The organism is Olsenella sp. CU969 (assembly GCF_905219715.1).
GTDB lineage: Bacteria > Actinomycetota > Coriobacteriia > Coriobacteriales > Atopobiaceae > Granulimonas > Granulimonas faecalis.
The window spans coordinates 19,030-35,563 of record NZ_CAJMXC010000013.1 but is presented as its reverse complement, the minus strand read 5'-3'; the positions used below and the strand labels follow the sequence as shown (position 1 = coordinate 35,563).

The 16,534-nt window shown below is 73.1% G+C and carries 12 protein-coding genes and 3 pseudogenes; all 15 read left to right on the top strand.

Annotated features, from left to right (window positions below; genetic code table 11):
* Positions 1 to 780 (top strand): lysophospholipid acyltransferase family protein (locus tag JX283_RS02765; RefSeq protein WP_370583399.1); only part of this gene is annotated, 780 nt, incomplete at its 5' end.
* Positions 781 to 782: 2 nt separating this feature from the next.
* Complete coding sequence (ispH, locus tag JX283_RS02760) at positions 783 to 1,637, top strand: 4-hydroxy-3-methylbut-2-enyl diphosphate reductase (protein ID WP_204829230.1); 855 nt, start codon at positions 783 to 785, stop codon at positions 1,635 to 1,637.
* Positions 1,634 to 3,028: a DUF512 domain-containing protein gene (locus JX283_RS02755; RefSeq protein WP_204829229.1), complete on the top strand. Its 1,395-nt coding sequence runs from the start codon at positions 1,634 to 1,636 to the stop codon at positions 3,026 to 3,028. Before ispH ends, JX283_RS02755 begins: the two co-directional genes overlap by 4 nt.
* Before the next feature lie 45 nt (positions 3,029 to 3,073).
* Positions 3,074 to 4,396, top strand: a complete 1,323-nt coding sequence (gene der, locus JX283_RS02750; protein WP_204829228.1) for a ribosome biogenesis GTPase Der — start codon at positions 3,074 to 3,076, stop codon at positions 4,394 to 4,396.
* A gap of 5 nt (positions 4,397 to 4,401) precedes the next feature.
* Positions 4,402 to 5,355: a glycerol-3-phosphate acyltransferase gene (locus JX283_RS02745; protein WP_204829227.1), complete on the top strand. Its 954-nt coding sequence runs from the start codon at positions 4,402 to 4,404 to the stop codon at positions 5,353 to 5,355.
* A gap of 1 nt (position 5,356) precedes the next feature.
* Positions 5,357 to 6,391: an NAD(P)H-dependent glycerol-3-phosphate dehydrogenase gene (locus tag JX283_RS02740; RefSeq protein WP_204829226.1), complete on the top strand. Its 1,035-nt coding sequence runs from the start codon at positions 5,357 to 5,359 to the stop codon at positions 6,389 to 6,391.
* A 20-nt stretch (positions 6,392 to 6,411) separates the two neighbouring features.
* Positions 6,412 to 7,092, top strand: a complete 681-nt coding sequence (gene rpe / locus JX283_RS02735) for a ribulose-phosphate 3-epimerase (protein ID WP_204829225.1) — start codon at positions 6,412 to 6,414, stop codon at positions 7,090 to 7,092.
* A 1-nt stretch (position 7,093) separates the two neighbouring features.
* Positions 7,094 to 8,260 (top strand): cysteine desulfurase family protein, encoded by a 1,167-nt coding sequence (locus JX283_RS02730; RefSeq protein ID WP_204829224.1) that lies wholly within the window; start codon positions 7,094 to 7,096, stop codon positions 8,258 to 8,260.
* Between the two features lie 213 nt (positions 8,261 to 8,473).
* Positions 8,474 to 9,520 (top strand): tRNA 2-thiouridine(34) synthase MnmA, encoded by a 1,047-nt coding sequence (mnmA, locus tag JX283_RS02725; RefSeq protein WP_204829223.1) that lies wholly within the window; start codon positions 8,474 to 8,476, stop codon positions 9,518 to 9,520.
* Between the two features lie 29 nt (positions 9,521 to 9,549).
* Complete coding sequence (locus JX283_RS02720; protein ID WP_204829222.1) at positions 9,550 to 10,344, top strand: Nif3-like dinuclear metal center hexameric protein; 795 nt, start codon at positions 9,550 to 9,552, stop codon at positions 10,342 to 10,344.
* 44 nt (positions 10,345 to 10,388) lie between these two features.
* Positions 10,389 to 11,102 carry a zinc ribbon domain-containing protein gene (locus JX283_RS02715; RefSeq protein WP_204829221.1) on the top strand — a complete coding sequence of 238 codons (714 nt, stop codon included), beginning with the start codon at positions 10,389 to 10,391 and terminating at the stop codon, positions 11,100 to 11,102.
* Between the two features lie 33 nt (positions 11,103 to 11,135).
* Positions 11,136 to 12,311, top strand: a pseudogene (gene coaBC / locus JX283_RS02710) (bifunctional phosphopantothenoylcysteine decarboxylase/phosphopantothenate--cysteine ligase CoaBC); the annotation flags it as partial.
* Positions 12,311 to 13,117: pseudogene (locus JX283_RS02705) on the top strand (deoxyribonuclease IV); the annotation flags it as partial. The pseudogenes coaBC and JX283_RS02705, both read left to right, overlap by 1 nt.
* A 34-nt stretch (positions 13,118 to 13,151) precedes the next feature.
* Positions 13,152 to 14,951, top strand: a complete 1,800-nt coding sequence (locus JX283_RS02700; RefSeq protein WP_204829220.1) for an ABC-F family ATP-binding cassette domain-containing protein — start codon at positions 13,152 to 13,154, stop codon at positions 14,949 to 14,951.
* Between the two features lie 3 nt (positions 14,952 to 14,954).
* A pseudogene (locus tag JX283_RS02695) lies at positions 14,955 to 16,391 on the top strand (ABC transporter ATP-binding protein); the annotation flags it as partial.
* Positions 16,392 to 16,534: the final 143 nt, after the last annotated feature.

Below are 16,534 nucleotides of genomic sequence, written 5' to 3'. Positions count from 1 at the left end.
GCCGCCAAGTCGGCCAAGGCCTCCAAGGCCGCGGGCGGGGACGCCCCCATGCGGCCCTTCCACAACACGTGGGACGACTACTACGACCACGGCATGGCCGAGTTCCCCCTGCCCAGCCGCATGGTCTACTCGGCGGCGTGCGCCGTCGTGTACGGCTTCACGCGCCTGTACTGGCCCTGGCGTTTCGAGGACGCNGAGCCCCTCATGGAGGAGCTCGGGCGCCGCGACAAGGGCACCGTCGTGGTCATGAACCACGTCTCCATGGTCGAGCCGGTGATCTGTGTGGTCATGTTCTGGCGCCACGGCCTGCGCATCCGCCCGGTGTTCAAGAAGGAGTTCAACNGGAGCGACCTCACCCGGTGGGTCTTCACCCGGGTGGGCGGCATCCCCGTGGACCGCGGCACGGCCGACCTCAAGGCCGTGCGCCGGGCCAAGCGCGCCATCCAGCGCGGCGAGTCCGTGCTCATCTACCCCGAGGGCACCCGCATCCGCGACGACGACGGCACCGCCGACATCCACGGGGGCTTCGCCCTCATCGCCCGCATGGCCAAGACCGACGTCACCCCCATGGCTGTGGTGGGGGCCAGGGACGTCACCCCCGAGGGCAAGCGCCTGCCCCGGCCCCACCGCGTCTTCTTCAAGGTGGGCCGCCCCCTGAGGTTCGGCGCCCTCGGCGTCAAGGGGCGCCGAGAGCAGCTCGACGCCATGGAGCGACGCGCCATGGACCGCGTCTGGGAGCTCCGCGCCGAGCTCCGCCGCGAGCACCCGGGGGAGTGGTAGCCGTGGCCACCATCGTCGTGGCCGACCGCGCCGGGGCGTGCTTCGGCGTGGAGCGCGCCCTCTCCCTCGTGGACGGCGTCCTCTCGGCCGGCGGCACCCCCGTGCACACCATGGGGCCGCTCATCCACAACCCGCAGGTGGTGGCCTCCCTCGAGGAGCGCGGCGCCGACGCCGTGGACGACGGGGCCATCCGGGGGCTCCCGGCGGGCGACCGCCTCGTGCTCCGCAGCCACGGCGTCGTGCCCGAGGTGGCCGACGAGGCCGCGNCGGCCGGGCTCGAGGTCGTGGACGCCACCTGCCCCTACGTCAAGAAGGTGCACCGCGCGGCGCAGCGCCTGGCCGCCGAGGGCTACGAGGTGGTCGTGGTGGGCCAGGCCGGCCATCCCGAGGTCGAGGGCATCCTCGGCCACGCCCCCGGCGCCCACGTGGTGGGGTCCGCGGCGGACGCCCGGGCCCTGCCCGACGCCAGGCGGGTGGGCGTGGTGGTGCAGACCACCACGGAGAAGGGCCTCCTCGACGAGGTGGTCTCCGAGCTCCTCGCGAGGTTCGGCGAGGTGCGCGTGCACAACACCATCTGCGAGGCCACCCGCGAGCGCCAGGAGGCGGCCGCGCGCCTGGCCGACTCCGTGGACGCCATGGTGGTCATCGGTGGCAAGAACTCCGCCAACACCACGCGCCTGGCCGAGATCTGCGCCGGCCGCGTGCCCACGTGCCACGTGGAGTCCGCCTCCGAGCTGGACCCCGCGTTCCTCGCCGGCGNGGACACCGTGGGCGTCACCGCCGGCGCCTCCACGCCCGCGNNGCAGATCCACGAGGTCGTGGAGGCCCTCGAGGCCATGGTGGGCGAGGGCCGGTGAGCGAGCAGCGGCAGCGGGCCGACTACGGCCGCCAGNAGCTCCCGNTGCTCGGCGCCTGGGTGGCCTCCGTGGAGGAGGGGAGCCCCGCGTGGGAGGCCGGGCTCGAGCCGGGCATGCGTGTGGACGCCGTGAACGGCGTGCCCCTGGACGACATCATCACCTGGCGCTGGGAGGCCGACGGCGCCTCCGTGGACCTCGACGTCGCCGTGGTGGGGGAGGACGGCTCCGAGGAGGCCTGCGCCTGCACCCTCGAGCGCGGGCCCGGCCAGGACTGGGGCCTCGCCTTCTCCGACGTGCTGTTCGACGGCATCCGCACCTGCCGCAACGCCTGCGTCTTCTGCTTCATGGCCATGCTGCCCGAGGGCATGCGCGACTCGCTCTACCTGCGCGACGACGACTACCGCCTGAGCTTCCTCCAGGNGAACTTCGTGACGCTCACCAACGTGGGCGACGACGACCTGGANCGCATCGGCTCGTACCGCCTCTCGCCCATGAACGTGAGCATCCACGCCGTGTCCCACGGGGCCCGGCGGGCCATGNTGGGCCGCAACGAGNCCCGGGGCCTCGAGGTGCTCGAGCGCCTGTGCGACGAGGGCATCGAGGTCCACGCCCAGGTGGTGCTCTGCCCGGGCCTCAACGACGGCGAGGAGCTGCTCCGCACCCTCGACTACGTGGAGGCGCGCCCTGCCGTCACCTCTCTCGCCATCGTGCCCATGGGCTACACCAAGAACTCGCCCTTCACGAGGAGCTACNCCGACGACCCCGAGGCCGCCCGCGCCGTGGTGGAGGCCGTGGCGCCCTACCAGGGGCGCGCCCGCGCCACCCTGGGCATCACGCGGTTCCAGCTCTCGGACGAGTTCTACGTGGCCGCCCGCCTGGACCCGCCGCCCGCCGAGGACTACGACGGCTACCCGCAGTTCTACGACGGCATCGGCATGCTCAGGAGCTTCATCGACGATACCTCCCGCGTGGTGGCGGAGCTGCCCGGGAGGGCGGCCGCGGTCGCCGGCGCCCTGGAGCGTGACGACCTCGGGCTCCTGCTCGTGTGCGGCGAGGCCGCCGAAGGCGTGTACCGCGGCTTCCTCGAGGGGGTCGGCTGGGCGCCCCGGGCCGAGGCCTTCGCCGTGCGCAACGACTACTTCGGCGGCGACGTCAACGTCACCGGCCTCATCGTGGCCGAGGACATCCTCGCCCAGCTGCCGGCCGACCTGTCGCGCACCGTGGTGGTGCTGCCCGACCTCATGCTCAACTTCGACTCCGTGACCCTCGACGGCATGGCCGCGGCGGACGTCGTCGCGGCCCTCGCCGAGCGCGGCGGGGATGCCTTTTTCATCGAGACGCTGCCGGAGAGCCTCGTGGACGGCGTTTACGGGCACCTGCTGAACGGGTAACAAGCATAATCAAGGGGTTATGTCGGAACTGCCGAGGAGTGATCCATGCCCAAACCCATCGTCGCCGTCGTGGGCCGCCCCAACGTGGGCAAGTCCACCCTGGTAAACCGCATCGCCCAGGGTCGCGACGCCATCGTCCACGAGTCGCGCGGCGTCACGCGCGACCGCTCGTACCACGAGGCCGACTGGAACGGCGTGGAGTTCGTGCTCGTAGACACCGGCGGCATCGAGACCGGCCGCACCGACGACGCCTTCTCCGGCCGCATCCGCGAGCAGGCCCTCGCCGCCGTGGAGGAGGCCGACGCCATCGTGTTCGTGGTGGACGGCCGCANNGGCGCCACCGAGGAGGNCGAGGCCGTGGNGCGCATCCTGCGCCGCAGCGACAAGCCCGTCTTCCTCTGCGTCAACAAGGTGGACGACCCCACCAACGAGGCGGCGCTCTGGGACTTCTACTCCCTGGGCCTCGACGAGCCCCGCGCCCTCTCGGCGCTCCACGGCACCGGCACGGGCGACCTGCTCGACGACCTCGTGGGCTCCTTCCCCGAGGAGGTGGCCCACGACGACGTCTACCCCGAGGGCACCGTCAACATCGCCATCATCGGCCGCCCCAACGTGGGCAAGTCGTCGCTCGTCAACCGCATCGCCGGCCGCACCCGCTCCATCGTGAGCGACGTCGCCGGCACCACGCGCGACGCCGTGGACATCGTGGTGGAGCGCGACGGCGTGCCCTTCCGCATCGTCGACACCGCCGGCATGCGCAAGCGCTCCGTGGTCCACGAGGACATCGAGTACTACTCCATGGTCCGCGGCCTGCGNGCCATCGACGAGGCCGACGTCTGCCTCCTCGTGGTCGACTCCTCCGAGGGCATGACCGAGCAGGACCAGAAGATCGCCGGCCTCGCCATCGAGCGCGGCTGCGCCCTCGTGGTGCTGCTCAACAAGTGGGACCTCGCCGACACCGACCGCAAGCGCGAGGAGTGCGTCATGTCGGTGGACCGCCGCCTGGACTTCGCCCCCTGGGCGCCCCGGCTGCGCATCTCCGCCCTCACCGGCCGCTCCGTCGACAAGATCTGGGCCCTCGTGGCGCAGGTCTGCGAGAACCGCTCGCGCCAGGTGCCCACGTCGGCCCTGAACGACCTGCTGCAGCGTCTGCGCGAGACCGGCCACACCGTGTCGCGCGACCGCAAGCGCCTGCGCATCATGTACGGCACCCAGACGGGGTCGAGGCCCCCCGNCTTCGCGTTCTTCTGCAACTACCCCGAGGTGGTCGACGACAACTTCCGCCGTTACCTCGAGAACCGGCTCCGGGAGAACTTCNACCTNGAGGGNACCCCGGTGCGTCTCCGCTTCCGTAGAAAGGACTCGTGACCGCCATGGGCACCCCCGTAACGCTCGTCCTGCTCCTGCTGATGCTCGCCACCTACTGCATCTGCGGGATNCCCTTCGGCCTGATCTTCGGCGACGCGGACGGCGTCGATGTGCGCACCAAGGGCTCCGGCAACATCGGCACCACCAACGTGGCGCGCGAGGTCGGTCCCAAGGCCGCCGCCCTCACGCTGGCCTGCGANGTGNCAAAGGGCTTCGNGNGCACGTTCCTCGGCACGTGGGTGCTGGCGTTCTTCTGCTTCGGCGGCGACGTCTCCCAGGCGCTGCCCATGGGCGCGTGGTCCTGGACCGGCGCCTGCCTGTTCCTGGCCGCCGTCTGCGGCCACGTCTTCTCGCCGTACCTGCGCTTCCGGGGCGGCAAGGGCATCGCCGNGGGGTTCGGCGCNGCCCTCGGCATCTCGTGGCCCATCGCCCTCGGCCTGCTCGTGGTGTGGGCGCTCTGCACCGTGCCGTCCAAGGTCGTGAGCCTGGGGTCCGTGGCCGCCGCCGTGGCCCTGCCGTTCCTCGCGTTCTTCCTCTACCAGCCCTNCTCCTGGGCCTTCGAGCTGCCGTTCGTCGTCGTCGCCGTGGTCGTGGTCTGGGCGCACCGCCAGAACATCGCCAAGATGCGCTCCGGTGACGAGTCNACCTTCNCCATGAGGACCGGCGACGCCCCCTCCGAGGCCGTGGCCGCCGAGGCCGCCGCCCGCGCCGACGTCTCCGTCTCCGGCACCGACGACGCCCCGTCGCGCCTGCAGCGCGCCGAGCGCGCGGAGGTGGCCGAGGACGCCGCCGTGGACGCCGGGGAGCGCGCCGAGTCCGTCGAGCGGGTGCAGGAGGCCGCCGAGGAGGCTGCCGAGCGGGACGCCTCCCGGGTCCCCGCGCCCGGCACCGGCCTGTTCTTCGGCGACGAGGAGGCCGTGACCCGGCACATCGAGGACGAGACCGGAAAGGGTGAGTGACATGGCTGGCACCGTGTGCGGCAAGGTCGCCGTCGTAGGCATGGGCTCCTGGGGCACGGCCGCGGCCGNGCTCCTCGCCCGGAACGCCGGCGAGGTCTGCGGCTGGGGCCTTGAGGAGGAGGTCGCCCGCGGCATCTCCGAGGGGCACCGCAACCCGCTCTACCTGCCCTCCTACGAGCTGCCGGCCAACGTGCGCGCCACCTCCTCCATGGGGGAGGCGCTGGACGGCGCCGACGCCGTGGTCGTCGTGGTTCCCTCCGCCTTCATGCGCCCCACCGCCGAGAGGCTCGCGCCGCTCCTGGGCGACGACGTCCCGGTCTGCGTGCTCACCAAGGGCGTCGAGCCCGGGACCATGATGCTCATGANCCAGGTGGTGGCCGACGTCTGCGGCGGGCCGNGCCGGATGGCGTNCNTCTCGGGCCCCACCCACGCCGAGGAGATCTGCCAGGGCAAGCCGGCCGCGGCCGTGGTGGCCGCCGCCTCCGACGCCGTGGCCGACCTCTTCCGCTCGCTGTTCATCGCCCCCTCCTTCAGGGCCTACGTGTCGTCCGACATGGTGGGCGTGGAGGCCTGCGGCGCCGTGAAGAACGTGGTGNCCATCGCCTGCGGCATCGCCCGCGGCCTCGAGCTCGGCGACAACACGAGCGCCGTGCTCATGACCCGCGGCCTGGCCGAGATCGGCCGCCTGGCCTGCGCCATGGGCGCTGAGCCCATGACCTGCATGGGCCTCGCCGGCATGGGCGACCTCGCCACCACCTGCATGTCGCCGCACTCCCGCAACCGCACGTTCGGCGCCGCCCTCGTGGCGGGGGAGACCCTGGACGAGTACCAGGCTCGCACCCGCATGGTGGTGGAGGGCGCCGCCGCTGCCCGCTCCGCCCACGAGCTGGCCGGGAGGCTCGGCGTGGACGCCCCCATCGTGGCCGCCGTGCACGCCGTGCTCTACGACCACGCGCCCCTCCAGGGCGAGATGCGCCGCCTTCTCGACCGCATGCCCTACGACGAGTNCTACGGACTGGGAGGCGACGCCCGATGACGAACCGCCGAGGAGTACCCATGGAAGANGCGCCCGTCCTCATCGCCCNGTCGCTGCTCTCGGCGGACCTGCTCGACCTCCGCTCGGAGCTCGAGGCCATCGAGACGGCCGACTGGGCCCACATCGACGTCATGGACGGACACTACGTGCCCAACCTCACGTTCGGCCCCGCTATGGTGGCCGCGGTGAGGCGCCAGGGCGACCTCGCGGCCGACGTCCACCTCATGGTCACCAACCCCGACGAGTGCGTGGGCCTCTACCTCGACGCCGGCGCCGACGTCGTGAGCTTCCACATGGAGGCGGCGCGGCACCCGCACCGCATCGTGTCCCAGATTCACGCCGCCGGCGCCAAGGCCGCCGTGGCCCTCAACCCCGGCACGCCCGTGGGCGCCCTCGAGGCGCTCCTCGGCGAGCTCGACATGGTGCTGGTCATGAGCGTCGACCCGGGCTTCGGTGGGCAGTCGTTCATCCCGTCCACCCTCGGCAAGCTCCGCGACCTCCGCAGGCTCTGCGAGCGGGTGGGCGCGGCGCCGCTCGTGGAGGTGGACGGCGGCGTGGGCGACGTCAACGCCGCCGACATCGTGGCCGCCGGCGCCGACGTGCTCGTGGCCGGTAGCTCCGTGTTCGGGAGGCCCGACCGCGCCGCGGCGGTCGAACGCCTGCGCCGGGCCGGGTACCTCGGAAGGACGGGGCGCGCCTGACATGGACCGTCGATTCGTCTACCTCGACTACGCGGCCTCGGCGCCCCTACGGCCCGAGGCAGTGGCCGCCNGCTCCGCCTACGAGGCCGAGCCCTGGGCATGCGCCAACCCGAGCTCCCTCCACACCNTCGGCCGCGAGGCCCAGGCGGCTCTCGAGGGCGCGCGGCGCACCGTGGCCGCGTGCCTGGGGTGCGGGTTCCGCCCCATGGACGTCTCGTTCTGCGGGGGCGGCACCGAGGCCAACAACCTCGGGGTCGTCGGCCTCGCCGAGGGCGCCCGCGAGCGCGACCCCGGGCGGCGCCGCGTGGTGCTGAGCGCCGTGGAGCACGACTCCGTCATCGATCTCGCCTCGCCCCTCAAGGCTCGGGGCTTCTCCGTGGACGTGGCCTCGCCCGACCCCTCGGGCGCCGTGGGCCCCGACCGCGTGGCCCCGCTCCTGGGCGACGACGTGGCCCTCGTCTGCCTCATGGCCGCCAACAACGAGACGGGCGTCGTGCAACCCGTGCCCGCCGTCGCCGAGGCCGCCAAGGCCTNGGGCGCCCTCGTGTTCGTGGACGCCATCCAGGCGTTCGGCCGCATCCCGCTCAGGCTCTCCCCCGTGGACGGGGTCTCGATCGCCGGCCACAAGATCGGCGCCCCCCAGGGCAACGCGGCCCTGGCCGTGCGCGGCGGNGCANCCTACCGCAACCAGGAGTTCGGCGGCGGTCAGGAGGGCGGCCGGCGCCCCGGGACCCCCGACGTCGCCGGCGCCGTGGCCCTCGCAGCGGTCTCCGAGCTCTGCGTGGGCGCCATCCCCGAGGTGCGCCCCGCGGTGGCAGCCCTCGCCCGGGGGGTCTACGGGCGCCTCTGCGCGCCGGGCACGGGCATCCGGCCCACGGCCGGCGCCGAGGTGGGGGACGACCGCCTGCCCGGCATCGTGTCGGTGGTGGTGGAGGGCGTGGAGTCCGAGACCCTCATCCTCGCCCTCGACNCCGCGGGCTTCGAGGTGTCGGCCGGCTCCGCCTGCAGCTCCGGCTCCCTCGACCCGAGCCACGTGCTCACGGCCATGGGCATCCCGCGCGACCTCGCCCTGGGGTCGCTGCGCGTCTCGTTCGACGAGCGCGTGGACCCGGCCGACCTCGACGNCTTCNGCGACGAGCTCCTGGCCGTCGTCGCGCGCTGGCGCTAGGGTAGGGGGCGGGCGGCCCCGGATTCTCCCCGGCACCCGCGGAACGTTCTACGGGTGGTTTTTCTACCCGCGGAGGCTTCCGCGAGCGGTTTTCCAGTCCTCNGGCACCCGCAGAAGGTCCTGCGGGTGCCCTCGTACCCGTGGAAGGTCCTGCGGGTGGGCCGGTCGTCGCGCGGCGTCCCGTCGGGCCGCGCTTGTGGAAGGGGTGGTGGCGTGAGGGTTCTCGTGGGCCTGTCGGGAGGGGTGGACTCCTCCGCTACGGTGGCCCGGCTCCTGGCCCGGGGCCACGAGGTCGTGGCCGCGACGCTCGTCATGGCCCGCGGGGGCGTCCCCGTTCCGCCCGACGACGCCATGGNCCGCGCCCGGGCCCTCTGCGCCTCGCTCGGCGTGGAGCACCACGCCGTGGACGTCTCCGACGCCTTCGAGCGGCGGGTGTGCGCCCCCTTCGCCGAGGCCTACGCGGCGGGGATTACGCCGAGCCCCTGCGTGGCCTGCAACCGCTCCGTGAAGGTGGCCTCCCTCCTCGACCTCGCCGACTCCCTCGGCTGCGACCGGGTGGCCACGGGCCACTACGTCAGGCTCGTGGCGGGCGACGACGGCGTCACCCACGTGGCCCGGGCCGAGGACCGCTCCAAGGACCAGAGCTACTACCTCTGCGAGCTGTCCCCGGCACAGGTGGCCCGGCTCCTTGCGCCCCTCTCGGGCGCCACGAAGTCCGAGGTCAGGGCGGAGGCCCGCGCCGCCTCCCTGCCCGCCGCCGACGCCCCCGACTCCATGGGTGTGTGCTTCGCCCCCGGCGGTGACTACCGTGCGTTCCTCNGGGGGCGGCNCCCCGACGCCTTCGAGCCCGGGGACATCGTGGACGAGGAGGGGCGCGTGCTCGGCCGCCACGGTGGCATCGCNGGGTTCACCGTGGGCCAGCGCAAGGGGCTGAACATCCGCACCGGCGGCGGCCCGTGGTTCGTCTCGTCCGTGGACCCGGCCACCCGCCAGGTCCGCGTGGGCACGGGCGTGCGCCCGCTCAGGGCGTCGTTCCCACTCACCGGGGTCGTCCTCGGCCACGACCCGGCGTGGTACCGGGGGCGCGACCTCCTCGTGCAGACCCACCACCGCGGCCGCCCGGAGCCGGCGACCGTCACCGTCACCGCCCCCGGCGAGGCCCTCGTGGGGCTCGCCGGCCCCGGCACCCTCGCGGCCCCGGGCCAGACCTGCGCCGTCTACGACGGCGACACCGTGGTCGCCGGGGGTACCATAGCCTGACCCTCCGCCAACCCGCCGAAGGAGGCACCGTGCTCGTTTCCGACATCGAGGCCATGCTCTTCAGCGTTTTCCCCCGCGACCTCGCCGAGCCCTGGGACCGCGTGGGCCTCTCCGTAGGCGACCCTTCCGCCGGGGTCACCGGCGTGGCCTGCGCGCTCGACCCGCTGCCCGACACCCTGGCCCGCGCCGCGGCGCAGGGCTGCAACGTCCTCGTGACCCACCACCCGGCCTTCCTCGAGGCCCCCGGCACCGTCACGCCGTCCGTCGCCACGTCGTCGCTCGGCGGCAGCCTCGTGTGGGAGGCCGCGCGCCTGGGCGTCTCGCTCATCGCCATGCACACGAACCTCGACCGCTCCGCGGCCGCGCTGGCGGTGCCCACGCGCCTCACCAACCTGCATGCGGTCGGCAGGCTGGAGGAGCCCNACGGCTTCGGCGCCGTCCTCGACGGCGAAGGCCTCACGGCGGCGGAGCTCGCCGAGCGCTTCGGCGAGGCCTACGGCTGCCCGCCCACGCTCTACGGCGACCCGGACGCCCCCTGCACGCGGGTGGGGTTCTGCTCTGGGTCTCTCGGCGACCTCTGGGAGANCGCCGTGGCCCAGGGCTGCCAGGCCGTGGTCACGGGGGAGCTCGGCTACCATCGGGTGCTGGCCGCCGTGGAGGCCGGGTGCGCGGTTATACTGTTGGGGCACGACGTGTCGGAGCTGCCCTACGCCCGCCTGCTGGCAGCCAGTGTCGCCGAGCGCCAGGACTCGGTGCCCGTGGTGACCCTGGCGGAGCAGGCACACTGGCGCATCTGCCTCGACCCACGTTCCATAGGCCGATGAATGCCGCCCCGCGCCCCGGGGCCGAGAATCCGAGGGGACTGCCCATGACCGACGCCGACGCCCTGCGACGACTCCAAGAGATCGACCTCGAGCTCCTCCGCATCTCCAAGGAGGGCAGGGAGCTGCCCCAGCGGGCCAAGATCGATGCCGCCAAGGCCGCCCGCAAGAAGGTGGACGGCGAGCTCACCAAGATCGTGGGCCAGCGCAAGGACCTCGAGATCGAGCTCAACGACCTCGGGCACCGGCGCCGGGACTGNGAGCGCCANNTCGACGAGATCTCGGCCTCCCAGGACGGCGCCTCCGACTACCGCGCCGCGGCCGACCTCGAGGCGCGCCTCACCACGATCGCCAAGAAGCTCGAGCGCATCGACTTCGNGNCTGACGCCGNGNCCGAGCGCCTCATCACCGCCGAGCGCGCCGAGAAGAACGCCCGCGGCCTCCAGGAGCGCCTGGACACCGAGACCGCGTCGCTCGCCGCCTCCGCCAAGGAGGCCCTGCTCGCCCTGCGCGACCGCCAGNAGGCCCTGACCCGCGAGCGTGAGTCGATCTCCGGCTCGCTGCCGCCCGAGCTGCAGCTCCGCTACATCAAGGCGAGAAAGCGCTTCGGCACCGTGGCCGTAGAGACCCTGGACGGCAATAAGCCCTCGGCCTGCCGCGTCACGCTGCAGCCGTCGCAGTACTCCGACCTCAAGCGCCGCGCCCAGCCGGTGGACGAGTGCCCCTACTGCCACCGCATCCTGATCACCGACTTCTCCTGACCCGCGAGGTTCCGACCTANGAACGTTGTTCTTGGCGTCACCGGCTGCATAGCCGCCTACCAGGCCGCCGAGGTGTGCCGCGGCCTGCAGAAGGCGGNCTGCGAGGTGCGGGTGGCCATGACCGAGGCCGCCACGCGCTTCGTGGGGACCGCCACCTTCGNGGGGCTCACCTCCGTGCCCGTGGCCAGGAACGTCTTCGACTGGCCCCCCTCTCCCATCCCGCACATCGATCTCGGCGAGTGGGCCGACGCCTTCCTCGTGTGCCCCTGCACGGCCGACGTCCTCGCCAAGCTCGCCTGCGGCANCGCGGACGACTGCCTCACCTCGGCGGCCCTCGCCACCACGGCCCCCGTGCTCGTGGCCCCGGNCATGAACGTGCATATGTGGCAGAACCCGGCCACCCAGGCCAACGTCNCCNCGCTGCGCTCNCGGGGCGCAGGGGTGGTCNTGCCGGTCTCGGGCCGTCTGGCCTGCGGCGACGTGGGGGAGGGCAAGCTCGCTCCCGTGGACGACGTCGTGGCCGCCGTGCTCGCGCTCCGCGACCGCCCCCTCGCCGGGACNTGCGTGCTCGTCACCGCCGGGCCCACCCACGAGGCCATCGACCCCGTGCGCTACATCGCCAACGCCTCGTCGGGCAAGATGGGTTACGCCGTGGCGGCCGAGGCCGCGCGCCGCGGCGCCGAGGTGTGCCTGGTCTCAGGTCCCACGTCGCTTCCCTGCCCGGCGGGCGTGACGCGCGTCGACGTGGTCTCCGCGGCCGACATGCGCGACGCCGTCATGGCACGCGCCCCCTGGGCCGACGTCGCCGTGTGCGCCGCCGCCGTGGCGGACTACACCCCCGCCGCCCCAGCCGACCACAAGCTCAAGAAGGCCGAGGGGCGCCTCGGCTCGGTGGAGCTCGTGGAGACGGCCGACATCCTGGCCGGCCTCGCGGCGTCCGGGGAGGTGGGCTACGTGGTGGGCTTCGCCGCCGAGACCCGCGACCTCCTCGACAACGCCCGGGCCAAGCTCGCCTCCAAGGGTGTGGACCTCCTCGTGGCCAACGACGTTTCCCGGCCCGACTCCGCCTTCGGCTCCGACACCGACCACGTGTGGCTCGTGGACGACGCCGGCGCCGAGGAGCTCGACACCCTGACCAAGGCCGAGGTGGCCGCGGACATCTGGGACCGCGTCCAGGCCGACCTCGGCCGCGAGGGGGGTGCCGCGTGATGCCGTACATCGGGTGCCACCTCTCCACCACCAAGGGCTACCGCGCCATGGGGGCCACGGCCCTCGAGATCGGGGCCGACACCTTCGCGTTCTTCCNCCGCCCGCCGCGCGGTGGCGCCATGCGCGCCCTTGACCGTGAGGACCTGGACGGCCTGCTCGCCGTCATGGGCGACAACGGGNTCGGACCCCTCGTGGCCCACGCCCCCTACGTGTACAACCTCGCCTCGGCCAAGGACGAGGTGCGCGAGCGCACCCGGCAGACCATGGCCGAGGACATCGAGCGCCTGGAGCTCATCCCCGGGTGCCTCTACAACTTCCACCCCGGCTCCCACGTGGGCCAGGGTGCCGAGCGGGGCGTGGAGCTTGTGGCCGAGGGCCTCAACGACGTGCTCCGCGAGGGTCAACGCACCAAGGTGCTCCTCGAGACCATGGCCGGCAAGGGCTCCGAGCTCGGCCGCTCCTTCGAGGAGCTCGCGGCCATCATCGACGCCGTGGAGCTGGACGGGCTCGTGGGCGTGTGCCTCGACACCTGCCACGTCTCCGACGGCGGCTACGACGTCGCGGCNGACCTNGGCGCCGTCCTCGACGNGTTCGACTCCGTGGTGGGGCTCGACCGCCTCATGGCGCTCCACCTCAACGACTCCAAGAACCCCGTGGGCTCCCACAAGGACCGCCACNAGCGCCTGGGCCTNGGCACCATCGGGCTCGACCTCTTCGAGGCCGTGGTGCGCGAGCCCCGCCTGGCGGGGCTGCCCATGATCCTGGAGACCCCCAACGACCTGGCCGGCTACGCCGAGGAGATCGCGGTCCTCCGCGCCGCCGCCGAGGAGGCGTGNCACCTTGGAGATCCTCATCGGCCTCGAGGACGTGAGCCTCGAGTGGCCCGGGAAGCACGTGCTCGTGGACCAGACCGCGACGGTGGCCGCCGGCGACCGCTGCGGCATCGTGGGCCGCAACGGCGACGGCAAGTCGAGCCTCCTGCGCCTCATCGACAAGACCCTGGAGCCAGACTCCGGCCGCGTGACGTGGCGCAACGGCATCTCCGTTGGCATGCTCGGCCAGGCGGACGCCCTGGACGACGGCGCCTNGGTGGCCGAGGCCGTCTTCGGCGACGTCCTCCGCTACGAGTGGGCGTCCGACCCCGCCTGCCGCTCGATCGCGGGGGCGCTCCTCGGCGGCATCCCCCTCGACGACACGGTGGGGCACCTCTCGGGCGGCCAGCGCCGCCGCGTGGACCTCGCCCGCGTGCTCGTGGGGCGCTGGGACGTCCTGCTCATGGACGAGCCCACCAACCACCTCGACATGGAGGGCATCCGCTGGCTCGCCGACCACCTGCGGCACCGGTGGCCCGAGGGCCAGGGGGCGCTGCTCTGCGTGACCCACGACCGCTGGTTCCTCGACGAGGTCTGCACCTCCATGTGGGAGGTGCACGACGGGCGCATCGACCCGTTCGAGGGCGGCTACTCCGCCTACATCCAGCAGCGCGTGGAGCGCGAGCGCCAGGCCCGAAGGACCGAGGAGCGCCGCCAGAACACGCTGCGCCGCGAGCTCGCCTGGCTCTCCCGCGGGGCCCAGGCGCGCTCCTCCAAGCCCAAGTTCCGCATCAAGGAGGCCCTGGCCCTCGTGGCCGACGACCCGCCCCTGCGCAACGAGCTCGAGCTCAAGCGCCTCTCGGTGGCGCGCCTCGGCAAGCAGGTCTTCGAGCTCAAGGGGGTCGCGGCCGGCCACTCCGGCTCCGCGCCCGTGGTGAGCGGCCTCGACTGGCTCATAGGCCCGGGTGAGCGCATCGGCATCCTGGGGGCCAACGGCGCCGGGAAGACCACGCTGCTCGAGACCGTGCTCGGCAACCTTCGCCCCCTGGCGGGCACCGTCAGGCGCGGCAAGTCCGTGCGCATCGGCCGCATGGACCAGCAGCTCGAGAACTTTGGCGACAAGGGCGACTGGACCGTGGCCGATCTCCTCGGGCAGTACCGCCGCACCTGCGTCATCGGCGGGAAGGAGCAGTCCACGACGTCGCTCCTGGAGAGCCTGGGGTTCGAGTCCAAGGAGACGCTCACGCGCCTCAAGGACCTCTNGGGCGGCCAGCGCCGGCGCCTCGCGCTGCTCTGCGTGTTGCTCGAGGAGCCCAACGTCCTCGTGCTCGACGAGCCGGGCAACGACCTCGACACCGACATGCTCGCCGTCATGGAGTCGCTTCTCGACGAGTGGCCCGGCACGCTGCTGCTCGTGACCCACGACCGCTACCTCATGGAGCGCGTCACCGACGACCAGTACGCCATCGTGGGCGGCACCCTGCGCCACATGCCCGGCGGTGTGGACCAGTTCCTCGCCCTGCCGCACGCTGCCGCCGGGGGGCTCGACACCTCCGGGCCCGAGGCCGCTCCCAAGGCGGCCGCCGCGCCCGGCGCCATGACCAACTCCGAGCGCCGCGACCTCAAGCGGAGGCTCGACTCCGTGGCACGGCGCCTGGAGAGGCTCCGTGACGAGCCTGCCGCCATCGAGGCCGAGATGGCGGCGGCCGACGGCAGCGACTACGAGGCCCTCGGCGCGCACCAGGGGCGCCTCGACGCCGCGAGGGGAGAGATCTCGTNCCTCGAGGACGAGTGGCTCGAGCTCGCCGACCGCCTGGGCGTGGAGTAGGCCATGGCGGAGCTCGCGAGGCGGTTCTTCGGCCCCTACCGGCGCTGGCTNGTGCTCGGCCCGCTCATGAAGNCGCTCGAGGTNGTGTTCGACCTGCTCACGCCCCTGGTCATCGCCTGGATGATCGACTCGGGCGTGCGGCGGGGGGACGCCTCGGTGGTGACCCGCGGGGCCGTGGCCCTCGTGGCCTTCGCCTTCTGCGGGTTCGGCTTCACGCTCGTGTGCCAGAAGNTGGCGTCCCTGGCGAGCNAGGGCNNGGGCACCGACATCCGGCGCGAGCTCTTCGCCGTGGTCAACCGCTTCTCCTTCGCCGACGTGGACCGCTTCGGCACGCCGTCGCTCATCACCCGCATCACCAACGACGTCAACCAGCTCCAGGTGGCCGTGGCCATGCTCATCCGCCAGGNCATCNGCTGGCCGGTGCTGGCCGTGGGCGCCATCGTGTGCGCCCTGGCGCTCGACCCCGTGCTGGGGTCGGTCTTCTGCCTGTGCCTGCCGGCCACGCTGCTGGTGTTCTACCTTGTCATGCGCCGGAGCATCCCGTACTTCGTCTCCATGCAGGCCAAGCTCGACCGCATCGGCACCATCGTGCGCGAGGCCCTGGCCGGCGTGCGCGTGGTCCGCGCCTTCTCCCGCGAGGGGTTCGAGGAGCGGCGCTTCGAGCGGGCCGCGACCGACCAGGCGGCCGACGCCGTCGCGGCCGGGCGCCTCTCGGCGCTGCTCAACCCCGCCACCTTCCTCATCCTCGACGTGGGGGTGTGCGCCATCCTCTGGCTCGGTGCCGGGCAGGTCTTTGCCGGGGACCTCGAGCAGGGCGAGCTCATGGCCCTCATCGGCTACATGAACCAGNTGCTCGTGTCCGTGGCCTACANNGNCAACCTCGTNGTCATCTTCACCCGCGCCCAGGCCTCCGCCGGCCGCGTGGCCGAGGTGNTCGACTNGGAGCCCANCGTNCGCGACCCCGGCGGCCCCGTGCCCGCGCCCGTCGCGTGCGCCCCGGCCGTGGCCTTCGAGGGCGTCTCGTTCACCTACCCCGGGGGCGGCAGGCCCGCCCTCGACGGCATCACGGTGTCGATCGGCCCCGGCGAGGTCCTGGGCGTCATCGGGGGCACCGGGTCGGGCAAGTCCACCCTCGCCGACCTCGTGGGGCGCTTCTACGACGTCTCGTCCGGCTCGGTGTCCGTGCTCGGCACCGACGTGCACGCGTGGCCTTTCGCGGGGCTCCGGTCGGCGGTGTCGTTCGTCCCCCAGGAGTCGGCACTGCTGTCCGGCACCATACGCGGCAACCTGCTGTGGCGAGACGGCTCGGCCACCGACGACGAGCTCTGGGAGGCCCTCGAGCGGGCGCAGGCCGCTNACTTCGTGCGGGGGCGCCCCGAGGGGCTCGACGCCCCGGTGGAGGCCGGCGGCAGGAACTTCTCCGGCGGCCAGCGCCAGCGCCTCTGCATCGCCCGCGCCCTCGTGGGCTCGCCGCAGGTGCTCGTCATGGACGACGCCGCCTCGGCCCTGGACTTCGCCACCGACGCCAGGCTCCGCGTTGCCCTCGGCTCCTGGGAGGGCGGCCCGGCGCGCATCGTCGTCTC